A 17510-nucleotide genomic window follows, 5' to 3' on the forward strand; every position below is an offset into this window, starting at 1 on the left:
ATCCGATGCCCGAGCCGCCTGCGGTGATCAGAACCCTCACCGTTTACCGACCCCAGCGCCCGCACCCTCTGGCTCGGGCAGGGACGCATGGGCCGCCGCGATCTCGCCCAGCTTTGCGGCGATGGTGGCGGACGGCTCGGATGCACGGCGGGTCTCTAGCGAGACGTGGATCAGCATATGCTCCCCCGTCGCCAGCAGCCGGCCGCCTTCATACATGCGGTGGAACAAATGCATCTTCTTGCCCTGCCCCAGTAGCACCTGCGTCTCGACGCGGATAACGGCACCAGCATGGACCTCGTCCAAGTGGCGTATATGGGTCTCGGCGGTGAAATAACTGCCGCCCGACGCGATGTACTCCGCGTCGCAGCCGACCATTTCCATGAAGCGGTCGGTGGCATCGCCGAAGGCTTGCAAATACCGCGCCTCGTTCATGTGGCCGTTGTAATCGGTCCAATCCAACGGCACCGCGCGTTGCACGGTGACGATGGGCAGCGCGCTGTCCTCAAGTTGCGGTTTGGCGGCCTGCGCACGGTTCAGCACTGCGCCTGCGCCATAGTCCTGCGCCTTCAGCGCACGCAGCATCGCCACAAGGTTGGTGTCGCGGATACGCTCCAACTCGCGGATCGAGTGCATGCCGGATTGCGCATCCGACTGGCTGGCGATCTGGTCGACCAGCTCGTCCGTCAGCTCCGGCACATCCATCAGCTTGGTCCATGGCCACGAGAGGCAGGGGCCGAACTGCTCGATAAAGTGCTTCATTCCCGCCTCGCCGCCCGCGATGCGGTAGGTTTCGAACAGGCCCATCTGCGCCCAGCGCAGGCCAAAGCCCATGCGGATGGCCTCGTCGATTTCCTCGGTGGTGGCGATGCCATCTTTGATGAGCCACAACGCCTCGCGCCAGACGGCTTCAAGAAAGCGGTCGGCGATATGGGCGTCGATTTCTTTGCGGACATGCAGCGGGAAGCACCCGATAGAGGTCAAAATGTCCTTGGCCTTTTGCACCATAGCGGCATCGTTCGCAGGGCTTGGCACCAGCTCGATCAGCGGCAACAGGTAGACGGGGTTGAACGGGTGCGTCACCACGATCTGCGCAGGGCGCGCAGCACCTTCCTGCAACTCGGACGGCTTGAAGCCGGAGGTCGACGAGCCGATGATCGCCTCCTCGCGGCACGCGGCCTGCACTTGGGCGAAGACTTTGTGCTTGATCTCCAACCGCTCCGGCACGCTTTCCTGTATCCAGTCGGCGGGGCCGACGGCCTCGGCCAGATCGGCGTGGAAGCTCAGAGCGCCCTCGACGGGCATGGCGGTGTCCGACAGACCGGGCAGCGAGCGCCGCGCGTTGCCCAGCACTTCGTTAATCTTGCGTTCAGATTCTGGATCGGGGTCGAACACCCGCACGTCCCAGCCCATGAGCAGGAACCGCGCGGCCCAGCCGCCACCGATGACACCTCCGCCAAGAATTGCTGCTGTTTGGGTCATGGGGACACCTTTCTGAGTTTGGTGACGTCATAGCCGTTGAAGGCCAGAATTTCGCGGGCCGCCTTCAGGCGGTCGGAGCGTAGATTCGCGGTGCGGTTAATGATCATCCCGAAGCGCCCCGACGGCGTGCCGAGCACCGCCGTTCGATGGTCCTCGTCCACCCAGATCACCCAGATCGGATCGACAGCATCATAGGGGGTGGCGTAGGTGAGCCGCCCAAATGCGCCGATCTTGAGGGTCGGCCAAGGCGATAGCTCTACGGTCGCATCCAGTGGTGACGGGTTGGCGCGGGCTACGTAGACATAGCCGGCCGGTGCGGGTTGGAACGACAGACGGCTGGTAGTTACCTCGCGCGGAGTCTGCTCGAAGCTCTCGATCACCCGCCAGTCACCGGCGAAGCGCTCGGCGTCAAACCGCGTGGACGAGGTGATGGCGACGCGCTGGTCGCGGTAGCCGTCTGGCACAAATTGAGGCTTCGGGGTGCAAGCGGCAAGCGCCATTAACCCCGCGCAGGCGAGCGCACGTATCACGCAGGCGCCCGCTTCACCAACCCCAGCTTTTCGCGCACAGCTTCCGGTCCGATCACCTTCGCACCCAAGCGTTCGGTGATCTCTACCGCGCGGGCGACCAGTGCTTCGTTGGTGGCCAGCACGCCGCGATCCAGCATCAGGTTGTCCTCCAACCCAACACGCACGTTGCCACCTGCAAGGATGCTTGCGGCAGCCAGCGGCATCTGGTTGCGCCCCAACCCGAAGGCCGAAAACGTCCAATCGTCCGGCACGTTGTTGACCATCGCCATGAAGGTGTTCAGATCATCCGGCGCGCCCCACGGGACGCCCATGCACAGCTGCACCAAAGCCGGTGAGTCCAGCACGCCATCCTTCACCAACTGCTTGGCATACCACAAATGGCCTGTATCAAACGCCTCAATCTCGGGCTTCACACCAAGCTCCGTCATCATCCGACCCATGGCGGTCAGCATGCCGGGGGTGTTGGTCATGACGTAGTCGGCCTCGGCGAAGTTCATTGTGCCACAGTCGAGCGTGCAAATCTCCGGCAAGCACTCGGCCACATGGGCCACGCGTTCCTCGGCGCTGACCATGTCAGTGCCGGCTTGCGTCGGCAGCGGGCTTGGGGAACCAAAGACGATATCGCCCCCCATCCCTGCGGTCAGGTTCAGCACTACATCCACCTCGGCATCTCGGATGCGGTCGGTCACCTCGCGGTAGAGCTTCAGATCGCGCGACGGCGCGCCCGTCTCAGGGTCGCGCACATGGCAATGCACCACCGCCGCCCCCGCCTTGGCCGCCGCAATCGCACTATCGGCGATCTGCTGGGGCGAACGCGGCACATGCGGGCTTTTGTCCTGCGTCGCGCCGGAGCCCGTCACAGCACAGGTGATAAACACCTCACGGTTCATTTCTAGCGGCATGGTGTTCTCCCTTTTGGTGCAGCGGACGTTATGTTGGTGGCGTTTGGCAACCCTGTTTACGCGCGGATATAGCCTGAATACGTCATAGTTTCATCTTGGTAAAAATATTCCCGCCGGAGGCACCCTGCACTCGCCTAATACGGCATCGGGTTGGATTTGTGCGCCGCATCTATCTCAGCCATGACCTGCTCGCCCAGAATCAGATCCTTGCCCGCCAGCACATGCTCAAGCTGATCCATCGTCGTCGCGCCAAAAATCGGGATCACGGGAAACGGGCGCTGGCAACACCACGCCAGTGACATGTGAACCGGATCCAACCCGTGCTTTGCCGCGATTTCCAGATACACCTGCGCCACGTCCAACACGCGGTCCGATGCACGCCCGCCCATCTTGTCGTTGATCGACATGCGCGATCCTTCGGGGATTTTACCGCCTTGGTATTTGCCCGTCAGGAACCCTGCCGCCAAGGGCGAGAATGCCAGCAGCGAGATGTCCTCGTTATGACCCAGTTCGGCCAGATCGGTGTCATAGAGACGGCACAGCGGCGAGTATTCGTTCTGGATGCTTTCCACCCTTGGCGCACCCATGCGCTCGGCGATTTGCAGCCACATCATCGTGCCCCACGCGCTTTCATTGCTCAGGCCGAAATGGCGAATTTTGCCTTCAGCGACCAGTGCTTGAAGCGCGCCAAGCACATCCTCCATATGGGCCACCGTGGCGGCACGATCCTGACCCGACGGGTCGTAGGACCAGTTCTGGCGAAACATGTAGCTGCCGCGATTGGGCCAATGCAGCTGGTAGAGGTCGATCACATCGGTTTGCAAGCGCTTCAGCGAGCCTTCAACAGCCTCGCGAATGCTCTTGGAGGAAATCTCCTCCCCGTCGCGAATATAATTCCCCGCACCCGCCACCTTGGTCGCCAAAAACACATCATTGCGACGCCCTGACTTGGCAAACCAATTGCCGATAATCTCCTCGGTGCGGCCTGCGCCCTCCTTGGTCATCGGGTTCACCGGATAGGCCTCGGCGGTGTCGATGAAGTTGATGCCAGCTTCAAGGCTGGCATCAATCTGCGCATGTGCGTCGACCTCCGACGTCTGGGTGCCCCATGTCATGGAGCCAAGGCAAAGCTGCGACACCATCAGGTCGGTGCGGCCAAGGCGAACTGTTTTCATTGCGGAAATCTCTCGGTTTTGCTGCGCGAGAGACTAACGGCATGGCTGATAAGGGCAACCGGAAAACCCGAAGCGACGCTCAGGCGAGACTATAACAGGCAAGGTTCACAAAACGCCCTGTTGACGCCTAGTGATCGATGCATTTCCAAATTTCCTACGCAAACCCGGCCATTTTTCCCGCAAGCGACACGGATATGACGCGAAACCACTTGCAGCCCCCAAGCAAGGAGGCGAGCGTGGGGCAATCCAAAAGGCTACCCCATGCGCCTCATGATATCTTTCGCGGCCCTTTTCCTGTCGGTCGTGCTATTGCAACTTTCCTCCGGCGGGGTCGGTCCGCTGGACGCGCTATCGGGGCTGACGCTGGATTTCACCAAATCCGAGGTCGGCCTGCTCGGCTCGGCGCATTTCTTTGGCTTCTTCATTGGCTGCTGGTGGGCGCCACGAGCCATGGGATCCGTCGGACACTCCCGCGCGTTCGCCGCCTTTACCGCAACAGGGGCCATCGGCTTGCTGGCGCATATGCTGATCGTCAATCCCTACGCATGGGCGCTGATGCGGATTGCATCGGGGCTGTGTGTGGCAGGCTGCTACACGGTGATCGAGGCGTGGCTGCAATCCAAAGTCACCAACGAAACCCGTGGCCGAGCGATGGGCACCTACCGCTCGGTAGATATGGGGGCGTCCTTGGTCGCGCAGCTGATGATCGGCGTGTTGGAACCCGCTTCCTACGTCTCCTACAACCTGCTGGCGTTGTTGTGTTGCGCATCCATTTTGCCGCTGACCCTGACGACAGCCCGTCCCCCCGAAACCCCGTCGGCTCCGCGCCTGCGCCCGATGCTGGCCATTGCACGATCCCCCCTTGCCGTCGCGGGCGTTATGGTTGCGGGCCTCAACAGTGCGGCGTTTCGAATGGTCGGACCTGTATATGGTCAAGAAGTCGGCCTGCGCCCGGACCAGATCGGTATCTTTCTGGCTGCTTTCGTCGCGGGTGGTGCCTTGGCGCAAATTCCATCTGGCTGGGTTGCCGACAAATATGATCGCCGCTGGGTCCTGATTTCGCTGTCGGTCGCGGCCATCATCTCGAGCGCTTTCACGGTCTTCTCCGCAACAGGCGGTACGACAATGGTCCTGCTGGGCGCGGCAGTATTCGGTTTCACCACTTTCCCGATCTATTCCGTCGCCGCCGCTCACGCCCATGACTTCGCCTCGTCAGAAGAGCGGGTGGAGCTGTCGGCAGCCTTGATGTTCTTCTACGCGGTCGGCGCAATCGCCTCACCGCTGGGGGCATCAAAACTGATGGAGGCGTTCGGCCCCACCGCCCTTTTTATCCTGATGGCTGTTGGACATGCGGTCCTTGTCATCTTTGGCCTAAGCCGGATGCGCATCCGCGCCACGCCGACCAAACGCACCTCTTATGTCAACGCGCCGCGTACCTCCTTCACCATCGGGCGGCTCCTGAAACGACACAGGGACCGCAAATAGACTTTCATCTTGGCAAAAATATTCAAAATCCGTCACTGGCAGGCAGCACAGGCTTAGGCTAAACCAACCCAACACCGGCCAAGGACGACCAAATGACCCGTATCCTCATCACCTCTGCCATTCCGTATATCAACGGGATCAAGCATCTCGGGAACCTTGTGGGCTCGCAACTGCCTGCCGACCTCTACGCCCGCTACAATCGCGCACGCGGGGCCGAGGTCATGTTCATTTGCGCAACCGACGAGCACGGCACTCCGGCCGAGCTGGCCGCCGCGAAAGCAGGCAAACCCGTCGCGGAGTTCTGCGCCGAAATGTATGAGGTTCAGGCGGACATCGCCAATCGTTTCGGGTTGTCCTTTGACCACTTTGGCCGCTCCTCCAGCCCCCAGAACCGCAAGCTGACACAGCACTTTGCGGGGCGCCTGAAAGCCGAAGGCTATATCGAGGAAGTGTCTGAGAAGCAGGTCTATTCTAACGCCGATGGCCGCTTTCTTCCCGACCGCTATATCGAGGGCACCTGCCCCAATTGCGGCTATGACAGCGCCCGCGGCGACCAATGCGAAAACTGCACCAAGCAGCTGGACCCGACCGATCTGATCGAGCCGCGTTCTGCCATTTCTGGCTCCACCGATCTGGAAGTGCGCGAGACCAAGCATCTTTATTTGCGCCAGTCAAAGCTGAAGGATCAGCTGGACGCCTGGATCAATTCCAAAACCGATTGGCCCGTGCTGACCACATCCATCGCCAAGAAATGGCTGCATGACGGCGACGGGCTGCGCGATCGCGGGATCACCCGCGATTTGAATTGGGGCGTGCCAGTTAAGGATGGCGAGAAAGACTGGCCCGGCATGGAAGGCAAGGTCTTCTATGTCTGGTTCGACGCACCCATTGAATACATCGCCGCGACCAAGGAATGGGCTGACGCGCGTGGTTTAGACGACGGCGCGTGGGAAAGCTGGTGGCGCACCGACAAGGGCGCAGATGACGTGCGCTATGTGCAATTCATGGGCAAGGACAACGTACCGTTCCACACGCTGAGCTTCCCCGCCACGATCATGGGCTCCGGCGAGCCATGGAAGCTGGTCGATTACATCAAATCGTTCAACTATCTGAACTATGACGGCGGCCAGTTCTCGACCTCGAAGGGGCGCGGCGTGTTCATGGATCAGGCCCTGGACATCCTACCCGCCGATTACTGGCGCTGGTGGTTGCTGTCCCATGCGCCGGAGACGTCAGACTCTGAATTTACATGGGAGAACTTCCAAGCGTCGGTCAACAAAGACCTCGCCGATGTGCTGGGCAATTTCGTGTCCCGCGTTACCAAGTTCTGCAACTCCAAATTCAGTCCTGCGGTGCCGGAAGGTGGCGCATACGGCGAACGTGAACAAGCTTTGATCGCCGACCTCACCACCAAAATCCGTGCCTACGAAGGCCACATGGCTGCGATGGATGTGCGCAAATCAGCGGCAGAGCTGCGCTCCATCTGGGTGGCGGGCAACGAGTACCTGCAAGAGGTCGCCCCTTGGTCGACCTTCAAAGAGAACCCCGAACAAGCAGCCGCGCAAATCCGGCTGGCGCTGAACCTGATCCGCGTCTACGCGGTGTTGTCCGCGCCGTTTATCCCGACCGCCTCGGCGCAAATACTATCGGGCATGAACACGCTGGACATGAGTTGGCCCGATGACATCGAAGCGGCCCTTGGCGCGTTGCCTGTAGGCCATGAGTTCACCGTGCCGGAGGTCCTGTTTGCCAAGATCACCGACGATCAACGCGAAGAATGGGCAGAGAAATTTTCAGGTGTGCGCGACTAGACCCAAGCGAGCGTTACCATGGCCAACACAAGGTAGCGCCCGAGTTTTGCGACTGTGACTAGAAATAGAAACGGGCCAATAGGCTCGCGCAAGACGCCTGCAACAACAGTCAGCGGATCCCCGATGATGGGCAGCCAGCTTCCCAGCAAGGACCAGCGACCATAGCGGCGATACCACCCCTCGGCCCGCACAAGCTGCTGCTCCGACACGGGGAACCAGCGCCTGTCGCGGAACCGGAGCAGGTAGCGGCCAAGCGCCCAGTTGATGACGGCGCCCAACACATTGCCGACGGTTGCCACCAGCAGGAGGGCGACCACGGGATATTGTTGGGTCGTGAGCAGCCCCACCAACACGGCCTCGGATTGCATGGGCAGGATTGTTGCCGCGATCAGTGCTGACGCGAACAGACCGAAGTAGGCGATCACCTGTTGTCCCCTGCCCGTGCCGCCAAAATCGGGATAAGCACGCTGAGGACCAGCAACCGGCCCACATGGCAGGCCGCCACGAAGCCCGGATTGGCCCCCAGAACCGCACCCATAACGATCATCGTCTCAAGCCCCCCAGGCGCGAAGGCGACCAGAACATGGGGCAGCGGCATGTCCAAAAGCATCGACACAGGCACCGCGAAGCCAAGTGCAAGCACGGTGGTCAGCGCGGTAATCGCCACCCCGCCGCCCGCATATCGAAACAACGTCGCGGGGCTGGTGCCGCCAAAGCGTGAGCCGATAAGAGTGCCCATCAGAACAAGGCAGGCCATGGTAATCTTCGGCTCCAGAATTCCGGGCGACAGGTCGGACAGATGCCCCGCTGACGACACCAGCATCGCACCAATCAGCAGCGGTGCAGGCACGCGCAGCCGCTCCAGCACCCATCCGGTAATGAGCGACAGGACCACCAATATTGCGACATAGGCAACGCCCAAAACCTCGCCATTCGGGATAAGGCCTTGCGACATATCCAGCCCCATAAGTGCCGCGAGTGCCGGAACGGTCAGCGTCAGCAGCAACACCCGCACGGATTGCGCGACGGTTACGCGTGTTAGATTGACGCCATAAGTTTCGCCCAAGGCAATCACGAAGCTGAGGTGACCGGGGGCTGAGGCCAGAACCGCGCTGCGTTGATCGAAACCGAACCCCTTCACCAACAAGGCCCGACACAGGACCATGGCCAACACGAGCATGATCGCCAGTGCCACGAAAGCGAGTGGCCAGCGCAGCATCGCGGCGGCGGCCTCTGCGTTCACACCAGCGCCAATTCCGATGCCAATGAACAAGAACGCAATGTCGCGCAGCATGGGTGCGACCTCCAAACGAAGCCCGAACAACGACAACACCGAGACCAGCACCGCAGGCCCTGTCAGCATATAAAGCGGAAGACTCACCCAATAGCCCAGCAGGGCACCAGCCGCGCCAACTGCGAGCGAAAGGAGCGACAGCCCAAGGGCGGGGAATGTTGGCGGCGTTAGCATGGGCTACGGCTATCACCCCGCCGCGCGGATGTGGAGAGGTGCCAGCCTGCTGGAACGCAGCTTTTGCACGGCGTGTTAACGAAAACCTTACCACCTGCCCCTTGACCTGAGCCGCAGCAGGCGCACCATTCACGCATGCGTATTTTATGTCTTCTGCCGCTTATTTTGCCGCTGACCGCCTTCGCGGACTGCCCGCCGTCGCCTGAGCGCAGTGTGCGCCACGCCGAGCTAATGGAATTGGTCGCGGAAGCGCCAAACGAGATGGTCGCGCGCGGCTATACAAATGAACTGTGGGGAATTTGGGCCACCGCGCCTGATGAAACCGCGCAAGAGATACTTGATCGCGGCATGAACCAGCGGGCGTCGTACAACTTTGCCGGCGCGTTGAAGGATTTCGACACCTTGATTGCCTACTGTCCAGATTACGCGGAGGGCTATAACCAACGGGCTTTCGTGAATTTCATCCGTCAGGACTATAAAACTGCGTTGGCAGACCTGAATCGCGCCGTTGAACTAACGCCAGACCACATTGGCGCGATCGTCGGGCGGGCGTTAGCGCTCATTGAACTCGGGCAGGTGCGTGAAGGGCAAATCGCGTTGCGGAGGGCATTGCTGTTGAATCCTTGGTTGCCCGAACGAAACCGTGTCACGCCGCTGCCGGAAACAGAAGAAAACGACGTTGAGACTGACCTTTGATCTTTAAGCCCTCGCGGCACGCCGTTATGGTCTCGCCACCCCCCGTGCCCGCGTGGTGGAATGGTAGACACATGAGACTTAAAATCTTTGGGCCGCAAGGCCGTGCCGGTTCGAGTCCGGCCGCGGGTACCACCCAATCCCAGATGCAAAATGCGCACGAAAAAAACGCGCCCCTGATGGGACGCGCTTCAAAATTTGGTTCGGATCAAACTTTATGCAGCTTCGGCTTGGCTCCGGCGTTCGCTCTCTTCGCGAGACAGGGCAACGGATGTCCGCACACCATTGCCAACAAAAGCCATTAGCCCGGACACAACCCGCTCGTTGGGGTCGATGCCTGCGCAGCTCAGAACTTCGCGGCCATCACGAGAGCGCGCCCAGCGGGCGATCTGCTCGGGGCCATTCCCGTATTTTTTGTCATCTGCAATCGCATCGTCGAGTGCAGCCAAGACCACGGCGGCAAAAAGTTTGCGTGCGCGTTGACCTTGTTCAAAGTTGAAAGCGTTGCCATCAACGAAATCAGCAGCCATTTCGTTTCCTTTGTTTTTGCTCTTGTATCTTCGGGCGTGAAGACGGTTGTGACAGAAACTATCCGATTCGTCATTGCGTTCTGGGAATACCACCCATGCGCCTGACGCATAACTCGACGTCATGCTTAACCGTATTTAGTCTCCTTGCCTCTGTATAACTCCCCAGATATAGGTTTGTTCCGACATCTATCAACCTTTTGCCAAGGAATTGACACAATGCCCAAAATTAACGGAAATGAAATCCGCGGTGGCAATGTATTGGAGCACAATGGTGGCCTTTGGGTCGCGGTGAAAGTGGACCATGTAAAGCCCGGCAAAGGCGGTGCTTTTGCCCAAGTCGAGATGAAAAACTTGCGTAACGGGTCAAAATTGAACGAACGATTCCGCAGCGCCGACAAAGTTGAGCGCGTTCGTCTTGAGCAAAAAGACCAGCAGTTTTTGTATGAAACCGACGGCATGCTGACCTTCATGGACACTGAAACTTACGAGCAAATCGAGTTGCCAGCTGACCTGCTGGGCGACCGCCGTCCCTTCCTGCAGGACGGTATGATTGCGGTGGTCGAGTTCCATGAAGCCGAAGCTTTGAACGCATCTCTGCCCCAGAAAGTCACCTGCAAAGTCGTCGAGACCGAGCCGGCAATCAAAGGTCAAACCGCCTCCAAAAGCTTCAAACCAGCTGTTCTGGATAATGGCGTGCGCCTGATGATCCCGCCGTTTGTAGGCGTTGACGAAGACATCATCGTCGACACAGAGTCGATGGAATATTCCGAACGCGCTTAAGGGCTTAGACGGCGATCCAGCGATCCGACAACACATCCGGATTGGCCAACTTAGGATCGTTAAACCATTTCGCAGGCCCGACCACACGCGCGTCCGGCCTGCGATCCAGCCAACCGCCCCACCACGAGAAGGTGGAGTTGGCGATAACGTGATCCGAGCAGCATGACATAAGCCGCAAGTCCTCGTAGTGCTTGTTAGGGCCGTTATGGCCGACGGCGGTCATGTCATAGGGCAGTTTCAAGTTGTCACGCACCCAATCCGGATCATCGGAAAATACAAAAACCTTGAGGTCATCTTGTCCCTCGGACAGCCGCTCCAGCGCGCGCAGGTAGTAGGCCTCGTCACATGTGGCATAGGTAGAGTTGGATTTTGGCGACCCCAGATAATCCCCACGACGCATGTGCAGCGAAACGGTGTGGCCCGCGCTGGCAATGCGATCGGCGTATTCAGCGTTTTGGGTATCGGGGGGGGTGATGATCCGCAATTCGTCCTCCAGCTGATCAAGCACGTCCGCGAAATAGCGTTCGGACTGGAAGTACCCGTGCAGATAGGTGCCATCAGGGGCGTACGCGATGCGGTCCTGATATCTTAGGCCCTTTTCACGCATGAATTTCGGACTGTTCCCGAAAGCCCGCCATATGGCGTAGTTGAAGGGGCTGTCCTTGGCAGGCGGCAGCTCAGACGGCTCCGCAATGCGGGCACTGATGTTGAAATGATCTAACGCAAACGCCCAATGCGACCCCGGAGGAGCGAGCCTAGCGTCAAGCAAAAGCTCGGTCCCCTGCCGCAGAGATACCGCTCGAGCGGCGGCATATTGGAACAGCTGGTTACCCAAGCCTCCGAAAATTCTGCTGTAGATCATATCCCGCCCTCTTTTTCTGCAAGGCTTGCCCTGCCCGACTGCGTTTGTCATAGCTATGCGACCCATTAGCCCAAATGCGAACGGACCTGAAATGCGAATTTCCCTCAAGCACTGGCTTCGCCTGCGCCGCGACCCCTGGCGCAAAGTGTTCTATGATGCCTACCGTCAATGGAAACGCGACAAGATGGAAGCCAAACGCTACATATTCGAGGGCTTGAACGGCGACAGTGTCGTGTTCGACGTTGGTGGGTTCGAAGGAAACTGGGCGCAGGACATCCACGACCGTTACGGATCGACGGTCCATGTGTTCGAGCCGCATCCGACATTCGCGGCAGCACTTGTTAAGCGGTTTGAAGGCAATCCCAAGTTTATTGTCCACGCCTTCGCGTTGGGCAGTGAAGCCGGACAGTTGCATTTGTCCGACGACGGGGATGCGTCCTCGGCGGTGAATGATGTTGCTGGCGCCGTGTCAGGCGAAGTTCGTGCGGTGGCGGAGTTTATGAAGACGTTCGAGCCCGACCAGATTGATTTAATGAAGATCAACATCGAAGGCGGCGAGTATGATTTGCTACCCGCGCTAGCGGCCTCTGGCGACCTTGGTCGTTTCGGTATCGTTCAAGTGCAGTTCCATCAGTTCCGCGAAAGCGACGGCGCACTTCGTGATAGCGTCCGCGCTGACTTGGCAAAAACTCATGCAGAGGCGTGGTGCTATCCTTTTGTGTGGGAAGAGTGGCACCGCACTTAATTGTAATGACAGGGCTGGCCGCTTTGGACTGTTAACGCGGCACGGTGCAGGTAGTCGGCATAGAATTTTGCGCGCTCGGCGTTCTCCTTGATTGCGGCGCTTCTAGCGGCATAGTCTTCGTCGCTAACACGACTTAAGGCGTCGCGGATTTCGAGCTCGGAATTACAGATTACCATGCCCTTGGGGTTGAAATAAGCGTCGATGTTGGGACAGCCCCAATAGATCGGCACAGTTTCACACAAGGCCGCATCGACCATTTTCTCGGTGAAATAATCCGCCTCGCGAATGTTTTCGATGACAACGGAGTATCGGTAAGGGGCGAGGCCGTCTTGCTTGCGCTCGAACGGCTTATACCCGCGCCCCATAACATCGACATTCAATCCCTCTTCGCGCACATGATCTACGATCTGGTGGCGGAGCTTGTGACTGTCAAGATTACGTTTGGCCGACGCGATCAGCGAGGTCATTTGGGTCTTGTCGACCACGATGCCGTCGATATCCTCGATGAAGGTGAAGCCGAACACATAGTGCAGAGCATTCGGGGCCGCCGACAAGAGGTCTTCGTTTTTGGTCAGGATATGCTGAAACCGCCAACGCATCCGGCGCGCATTCTTCAGGTGGTGATCATGTACGATATCGGGTTCCACGATCATAACCGACACCCTCGCCCTCACGCCAACCCACGGAAGATAGAACATCGGTTTGCGCGGAAACGTGATCAGATGATCATCCGGCCCCAGATCAGCAACCGTACCCTGCAATAAGCGATCGGGGCGTCCAAGCGGCCAGGCCAGATTGTCCAAGGACATTTTGGCGATGCCCCAAGTCGGCCAGCGGCCATAGGGAACCACAGCGTATGCAGAACTGGTCATTTGCGTCGCTTCACAACTGGAATACTGGAGCTATATGTGGCCTCCGGATGTGGCGGATGACCATCGGTTTCCTGCCAATACCCAGCCCCACCGCGCTTCAACCAGAGCGGCAGGCACAACAGCAACCCAATCAGGAAGCCACCCGCGTGCGCCCAGTAGGCGACACCCACGCCGTCGCCGCCCAAATTTACGACACCGTTAAAAAGCTGTAAAGCAAACCAAACGCCGAGCATGACCCAAGCGGGCACGGTAAATATCTTGAAGAAGATCACGAAGATCACAACAATATCGACGCGCGCGCGCGGAAACAGGAGAAGATAGCCGCCCATGATCCCAGCGATGGCCCCTGACGCGCCTACGACAGGAACCTGGCTGCTCGGGTCCGCCAACAGCTGCCCGATATCAGCACCGATACCCGCAGCAAGGTAGAAAATCGCAAAGCCGATATGGCCCATCTGATCTTCTAGGTTGTCCCCGAAAATCCACAAGAACAGCATGTTACCCGCAAGGTGCATCAGCCCGCCATGCAAAAACATGGACGTCACCAACGTATAGGTTTTCGCACCCGAGCTAACCTCAATCGGTTGCATCCCCCATGTCTGAAAGAAGGAACCCAAGACAGGCTCATCGCTAAACAAGGGCCAATAGCTCGCGAAAATCACCACGTTTAACGCGATCAGCGTATAGGTCACATAAGGCGTGCGCTCAGACGGGTTATGGTCACGAATTGGAAACATGCCGCGACGCTGACGGATTGGGCGATGAGGGTCAAGCGCCCACCTCCGCCAACAACGCCGCGTTACCGCCTGACGCCGTCGTGTCGATACACACATGCCGCTCAGCGAGCGTATCGCAGGGGCGTGGGGCCTCGGTGATCAGCTGCAATATCGGGCCGTCTCGGCTTGCCAAATCCCGCCGGATACGGCGGGCTGTATCAGCATCGCCGAACCAGAGCACACCGGAGATGTCGGGGGTAGTTGCGACCTCCTCGATCATGCCCTGCCGCGCTGTGCCACCTGCCGCTTGCACCGCTTTGATCTGGGCGGAGTGGTCGGGGCCAAGGCACAGGAATGGCGCACGGGGTTGCGTAGACAGGCGGTTGGTCTCACCGGTTGGTCCGGGCATCTCCTGAACATCAGCGGGCACAGGCGCGCCACTGCTTTGGGTGAATTTGGTCAGATAAAGCGGACCGCCTGCCTTGGGGCCTGTACCAGACAAGCCTTCGCCGCCAAACGGTTGCGAGCCTACAACCGCACCGATCTGGTTTCGGTTCACGTAGACGTTGCCCGCATGAACGCGGTCGACCACTGACTGCACGCGGTCATCAATGCGCGAGTGAAGACCAAAGGTCAGCCCGTACCCCGTCGCGTTGATCTGGTCGATTACGTCGTCCAACTGATGCGACTTGAAGGTCGCCACATGCAGTACCGGACCGAAGATTTCCTCCTCCATCTGCGCGATGCCATCGACCCGTAGCAAAGTGGGTGCGATGAACGTTCCTTCGGATGGGGCCTGCACTTCGTGCAACACCCTGCCCTCAGCGCGCGCGGTATCTATATAGGCGGCGATTTTGCCGCGCGCGGCGGCGTCGATGATTGGTCCGACATCGGTGCTGACATCCCAAGGATCACCTACTCTCAGCGCGTCCATTGCACCCCGCAGCATCTCGACCAGCCCATCCGCCACGTCTTCTTGAATATAAACGCAGCGCAAGGCGGAACAACGCTGCCCCGCCGATTGAAACGCCGACGCAATAACGTCGCGCGTGACCTGCTCCGGCAGTGCGGTGCTGTCGACAATCATGGCGTTCAGCCCACCCGTCTCGGCAATAAGCGGTGCGGTCGCATTGCCGCTCTCTGCAAGACTTTGATGGATGCGCATGGCTGTCGCAGTAGACCCTGTAAAGCAAACCCCATCGACCAATGGCTGCGCGGTCAAAGCCGCACCTACTTCACCACCTCCCGGAAGAAGTTGCAGTGCCGCTTTCGGCACGCCGGCTTCATGCAGCAACGACGTCGCAAAATGCGCGATCAAGGGCGTCTGCTCAGCTGGCTTTGCCAATACGGCGTTGCCCGCGGCCAGCGCAGCCGCAATCTGCCCCGTGAAAATAGCCAATGGGAAATTCCACGGCGAGATACACACGAACCGGCCTCGCGCGTCACCTTTCAGCGCTGCGGCTTCGCCTGCGTAGAAGCGTAAGAAGTCCACGGCTTCACGCATTTCACCGATACAATCGGGCATGGTTTTGCCTGCTTCACGCGCCAAAAGCGCAAAGATGCGACCCATATTTGCCTCGTAAAGGTCTGCGGCTTTGAGCAACACTTGGGCACGCGTGGACGCCGAAGCGCCCCATGGCTTAGCCGCGATCACGGCCTCCGCGGCGTCATCGCCCGACGCCAACTGAACGGTGCCTACGCAATCTTGGGGGGCAAAAGGCGATATCACGCTAGTCTGCCCTGCCCCCGACCTCGCACCAACGGTGAGTGGCCCGGCGTCGGATTGCGCCAACTTGAAGTCGTTGCGCGCACCGTCAATCGCGTCCATGTCGCGCGGGTCAGTCCAGTCCCAGCCTTGGGAATTCGTCCGGCCCGGGAAAATGTCCACCGGCAACGTCACGGCAGGGAAGCTCAAGCCTTCAAGTTCCGAAAACGGATCAGAGGCGACATCTGAGGCGGGGACGGCTTCGTCTACGATCTGGTTCACGAATGAACTATTCGCGCCATTCTCTAACAACCTGCGCACCAGATAGGCCAGCAAATCGCGATGCGCTCCGACAGGGGCGTAAATCCGGCAACGGGTTTTTTCATTACGCAAAACGATGTCGTGTAGCCGCTCCCCCATGCCATGAAGGCGCTGGAACTCGAACGCGTCGCGGTCGTCGGCCATATCGAGGATAGCAGCCACTGTGTGAGCATTGTGGGTGGCGAATTGCGGATAAATTCGATCCGTGAGGCTCAGAAGTTTGCGGGCGTTAGCGATGTAGGAAACGTCGGTGGCCTGTTTATGGGTGAAAACTGGAAACCCATTCAAGCCCATGACCTGCGCGCGTTTGATTTCCGTGTCCCAGTATGCACCTTTCACAAGGCGCACCATGATGCGCCGGTCCAACCGCGTAGCGAGTGCATAGAGCCAATCGATCACATAGCTAGCGCGTGGGCCGTAAGCCTGGACCACAATCCCAAAGCCGTCCCATCCAGCCAGCGCCTCATCCGACAACGCGGCCTCGATCACATCCAATGACAGATCCAGACGATCAGCTTCCTCGGCGTCAATATTCAGGCCAACACCACCCTTTGCCGCCAGCCGGCACAGCGTTGTCAGACGCGGCAACAGCACGCCCATCACCCCGTCTTTTTGCGGCGCCTCGTAGCGCGGATAGAGCGCCGACAACTTTACGGAAATACCGGGGTTGGAGCGGATGTCGCCCTGCGTGGCCGCCTTAGCAATGGCCTCGATAGCGTTGTGATAGGCGTCAAAGTAGCCCAGAGCATCCCCGTCGGTCCGCGCCGCCTCACCAAGCATGTCGTAGGAGTAAGTATAGCCAACAGCCTGCTGCGCTTCGGCACGGGTCATGGCTTTCGCAATGGTTTCCCCCAGCACAAACTGACGGCCCATTTCCTTCATAGCACGTGCAACGGCGGTACGGATAACAGGCTCGCCCAACCGCTTGACCATGCCGTGGATTTGCCCAGCAATGCCGCGGGACTCGTCTTCAAGAACCTTGCCGGTCAGCATCAGCGCCCATGTCGAAGCGTTCACCAATGATGACGCGGAATGGCCCAAGTGACGGCCCCAGTCCGACGGCGCGATCTTGTCTTCGATCAGCGCGTCCATGGTGTCGGCATCGGGCACCCGCAGTAACGCTTCGGCAAGACACATGAGAGCCACGCCCTCATCGGTCGACAGGCCGTATTCCGCGAGAAACACCTCCATCAAGCCCGGCTTGGCAGAACTGCGAATTTGCTCGACCAGCTTGGTTCCTGCAGCGGCGATGCGATCGCGGTCGGCACCAGAGAGATTGGCCGTTGCGATCAATTGATCCAGTACGTCACGCTCATTAGGAAGCATATGTGCACGCATCTCGCGGCGCAGGTCTGTGGCAGTTGCATGGGTCATAGCGGAGTCCTCTCAGCGGGATATTTAGCCAGCTTACACCCACTATTGCAAAGATGAGTCCC

At 59.2% G+C, this 17510-nt stretch carries 16 protein-coding genes and 1 tRNA gene; 6 read left to right on the forward strand and 11 right to left on the reverse strand.

Going from position 1 to position 17510, the window contains the following annotated elements; genetic code table 11:
* Positions 1-36 precede the first annotated feature (36 nt).
* From BCF46_RS03560 to BCF46_RS03575, 4 genes are all read right to left on the reverse strand, one after another.
* Positions 37-1479, reverse strand: a complete 1443-nt coding sequence (locus BCF46_RS03560) for a carnitine 3-dehydrogenase (RefSeq protein ID WP_121021768.1) — start codon at positions 1477-1479, stop codon at positions 37-39.
* The gene (locus BCF46_RS03565; RefSeq protein WP_245989754.1) at positions 1476-2009 is read right to left on the reverse strand and encodes a lipocalin family protein; all 534 of its coding nucleotides are present in this window, start codon (positions 2007-2009) and stop codon (positions 1476-1478) included. The genes BCF46_RS03560 and BCF46_RS03565 overlap by 4 nt, the downstream gene beginning before the upstream one ends.
* Positions 2006-2911: a 3-dehydrocarnitine:acetyl-CoA trimethylamine transferase BcoG gene (gene bcoG / locus BCF46_RS03570; RefSeq protein WP_121021772.1), complete on the reverse strand. Its 906-nt coding sequence runs from the start codon at positions 2909-2911 to the stop codon at positions 2006-2008. The genes BCF46_RS03565 and bcoG overlap by 4 nt, the downstream gene beginning before the upstream one ends.
* A gap of 134 nt (positions 2912-3045) precedes the next feature.
* Complete coding sequence (locus tag BCF46_RS03575; protein WP_121021774.1) at positions 3046-4086, reverse strand: aldo/keto reductase; 1041 nt, start codon at positions 4084-4086, stop codon at positions 3046-3048.
* Positions 4087-4347: 261 nt separating this feature from the next.
* Here BCF46_RS03575 and BCF46_RS03580 point away from each other — a divergent pair, with 261 nt between their 5' ends.
* Together BCF46_RS03580 and metG are read left to right on the forward strand one after the other, a co-directional pair.
* Positions 4348-5571, forward strand: coding sequence for an MFS transporter (locus BCF46_RS03580; protein WP_121021776.1), 1224 nt, complete (start codon positions 4348-4350; stop codon positions 5569-5571).
* Between the two features lie 92 nt (positions 5572-5663).
* The gene (metG, locus tag BCF46_RS03585) at positions 5664-7382 is read left to right on the forward strand and encodes a methionine--tRNA ligase (protein ID WP_121021778.1); all 1719 of its coding nucleotides are present in this window, start codon (positions 5664-5666) and stop codon (positions 7380-7382) included.
* Here metG and BCF46_RS03590 read toward each other — a convergent pair.
* Together BCF46_RS03590 and BCF46_RS03595 are read right to left on the reverse strand one after the other, a co-directional pair.
* Positions 7379-7807, reverse strand: a complete 429-nt coding sequence (locus BCF46_RS03590; RefSeq protein ID WP_245989756.1) for a YqaA family protein — start codon at positions 7805-7807, stop codon at positions 7379-7381. The genes metG and BCF46_RS03590 overlap by 4 nt on opposite strands.
* Entirely contained in the window at positions 7804-8850 is a 1047-nt protein-coding gene (locus tag BCF46_RS03595) for an AbrB family transcriptional regulator (protein ID WP_121021780.1), read from the reverse strand. Before BCF46_RS03595 ends, BCF46_RS03590 begins: the two co-directional genes overlap by 4 nt.
* Positions 8851-8985: 135 nt before the next feature.
* Here BCF46_RS03595 and BCF46_RS03600 point away from each other — a divergent pair, with 135 nt between their 5' ends.
* Entirely contained in the window at positions 8986-9546 is a 561-nt protein-coding gene (locus BCF46_RS03600) for a tetratricopeptide repeat protein (protein ID WP_121021782.1), read from the forward strand.
* Between the two features lie 46 nt (positions 9547-9592).
* Positions 9593-9678: transfer RNA gene (locus BCF46_RS03605), tRNA-Leu, on the forward strand.
* 80 nt (positions 9679-9758) lie between these two features.
* Here BCF46_RS03605 and BCF46_RS03610 read toward each other — a convergent pair.
* Complete coding sequence (locus tag BCF46_RS03610) at positions 9759-10073, reverse strand: DUF6280 family protein (RefSeq protein ID WP_021099617.1); 315 nt, start codon at positions 10071-10073, stop codon at positions 9759-9761.
* 216 nt (positions 10074-10289) lie between these two features.
* On the opposite strand from BCF46_RS03610, the gene efp reads away from it, so the two are divergent.
* Positions 10290-10853 (forward strand): elongation factor P, encoded by a 564-nt coding sequence (efp, locus tag BCF46_RS03615; RefSeq protein ID WP_121021784.1) that lies wholly within the window; start codon positions 10290-10292, stop codon positions 10851-10853.
* Between the two features lie 4 nt (positions 10854-10857).
* Here the strand turns inward: efp and BCF46_RS03620 are convergent, their stop codons facing one another.
* Positions 10858-11715 (reverse strand): alpha-1,2-fucosyltransferase, encoded by an 858-nt coding sequence (locus tag BCF46_RS03620; RefSeq protein ID WP_170157852.1) that lies wholly within the window; start codon positions 11713-11715, stop codon positions 10858-10860.
* A gap of 91 nt (positions 11716-11806) precedes the next feature.
* Between BCF46_RS03620 and BCF46_RS03625 the strand changes: the two genes are divergently transcribed.
* A complete protein-coding gene (locus BCF46_RS03625) occupies positions 11807-12460 on the forward strand; it encodes an FkbM family methyltransferase (RefSeq protein ID WP_121021788.1) in 654 nt (217 codons plus the stop codon).
* Here BCF46_RS03625 and BCF46_RS03630 read toward each other — a convergent pair.
* Genes BCF46_RS03630 through putA form a run of 3 tightly spaced genes read right to left on the reverse strand, consistent with a single transcriptional unit; the run spans position 12457 to position 17448 of the window.
* Positions 12457-13332, reverse strand: a complete 876-nt coding sequence (locus tag BCF46_RS03630) for a glycosyltransferase family 10 domain-containing protein (protein ID WP_121021790.1) — start codon at positions 13330-13332, stop codon at positions 12457-12459. The two genes, BCF46_RS03625 and BCF46_RS03630, sit on opposite strands and share 4 nt — an antisense overlap.
* The gene (locus BCF46_RS03635) at positions 13329-14069 is read right to left on the reverse strand and encodes a rhomboid family intramembrane serine protease (RefSeq protein WP_121021792.1); all 741 of its coding nucleotides are present in this window, start codon (positions 14067-14069) and stop codon (positions 13329-13331) included. Before BCF46_RS03635 ends, BCF46_RS03630 begins: the two co-directional genes overlap by 4 nt.
* A gap of 31 nt (positions 14070-14100) precedes the next feature.
* Positions 14101-17448: a bifunctional proline dehydrogenase/L-glutamate gamma-semialdehyde dehydrogenase PutA gene (putA, locus tag BCF46_RS03640; RefSeq protein ID WP_121021794.1), complete on the reverse strand. Its 3348-nt coding sequence runs from the start codon at positions 17446-17448 to the stop codon at positions 14101-14103.
* Positions 17449-17510 lie beyond the last annotated feature (62 nt).

Origin of the sequence: Litoreibacter meonggei (assembly GCF_003663885.1) — a bacterium.
GTDB lineage: Bacteria > Pseudomonadota > Alphaproteobacteria > Rhodobacterales > Rhodobacteraceae > Litoreibacter > Litoreibacter meonggei.

Bases quoted from the DNA above. Each gene is read 5' to 3' on its own strand.
- BCF46_RS03580 (WP_121021776.1), top strand. From the start codon at position 4,348: ATGCGCCTCATGATATCTTTCGCGGCCCTTTTCCTGTCGGTCGTGCTA.
- putA (WP_121021794.1), bottom strand. From the start codon at position 17,448: ATGACCCATGCAACTGCCACAGACCTGCGCCGCGAGATGCGTGCACAT.
- BCF46_RS03560 (WP_121021768.1), bottom strand. From the start codon at position 1,479: ATGACCCAAACAGCAGCAATTCTTGGCGGAGGTGTCATCGGTGGCGGC.
- BCF46_RS03620 (WP_170157852.1), bottom strand. From the start codon at position 11,715: ATGATCTACAGCAGAATTTTCGGAGGCTTGGGTAACCAGCTGTTCCAA.
- BCF46_RS03575 (WP_121021774.1), bottom strand. From the start codon at position 4,086: ATGAAAACAGTTCGCCTTGGCCGCACCGACCTGATGGTGTCGCAGCTT.
- efp (WP_121021784.1), top strand. From the start codon at position 10,290: ATGCCCAAAATTAACGGAAATGAAATCCGCGGTGGCAATGTATTGGAG.
- BCF46_RS03610 (WP_021099617.1), bottom strand. From the start codon at position 10,073: ATGGCTGCTGATTTCGTTGATGGCAACGCTTTCAACTTTGAACAAGGT.
- BCF46_RS03595 (WP_121021780.1), bottom strand. From the start codon at position 8,850: ATGCTAACGCCGCCAACATTCCCCGCCCTTGGGCTGTCGCTCCTTTCG.
- BCF46_RS03625 (WP_121021788.1), top strand. From the start codon at position 11,807: ATGCGAATTTCCCTCAAGCACTGGCTTCGCCTGCGCCGCGACCCCTGG.
- BCF46_RS03635 (WP_121021792.1), bottom strand. From the start codon at position 14,069: ATGTTTCCAATTCGTGACCATAACCCGTCTGAGCGCACGCCTTATGTG.
- metG (WP_121021778.1), top strand. From the start codon at position 5,664: ATGACCCGTATCCTCATCACCTCTGCCATTCCGTATATCAACGGGATC.
- bcoG (WP_121021772.1), bottom strand. From the start codon at position 2,911: ATGCCGCTAGAAATGAACCGTGAGGTGTTTATCACCTGTGCTGTGACG.
- BCF46_RS03600 (WP_121021782.1), top strand. From the start codon at position 8,986: ATGCGTATTTTATGTCTTCTGCCGCTTATTTTGCCGCTGACCGCCTTC.
- BCF46_RS03630 (WP_121021790.1), bottom strand. From the start codon at position 13,332: ATGACCAGTTCTGCATACGCTGTGGTTCCCTATGGCCGCTGGCCGACT.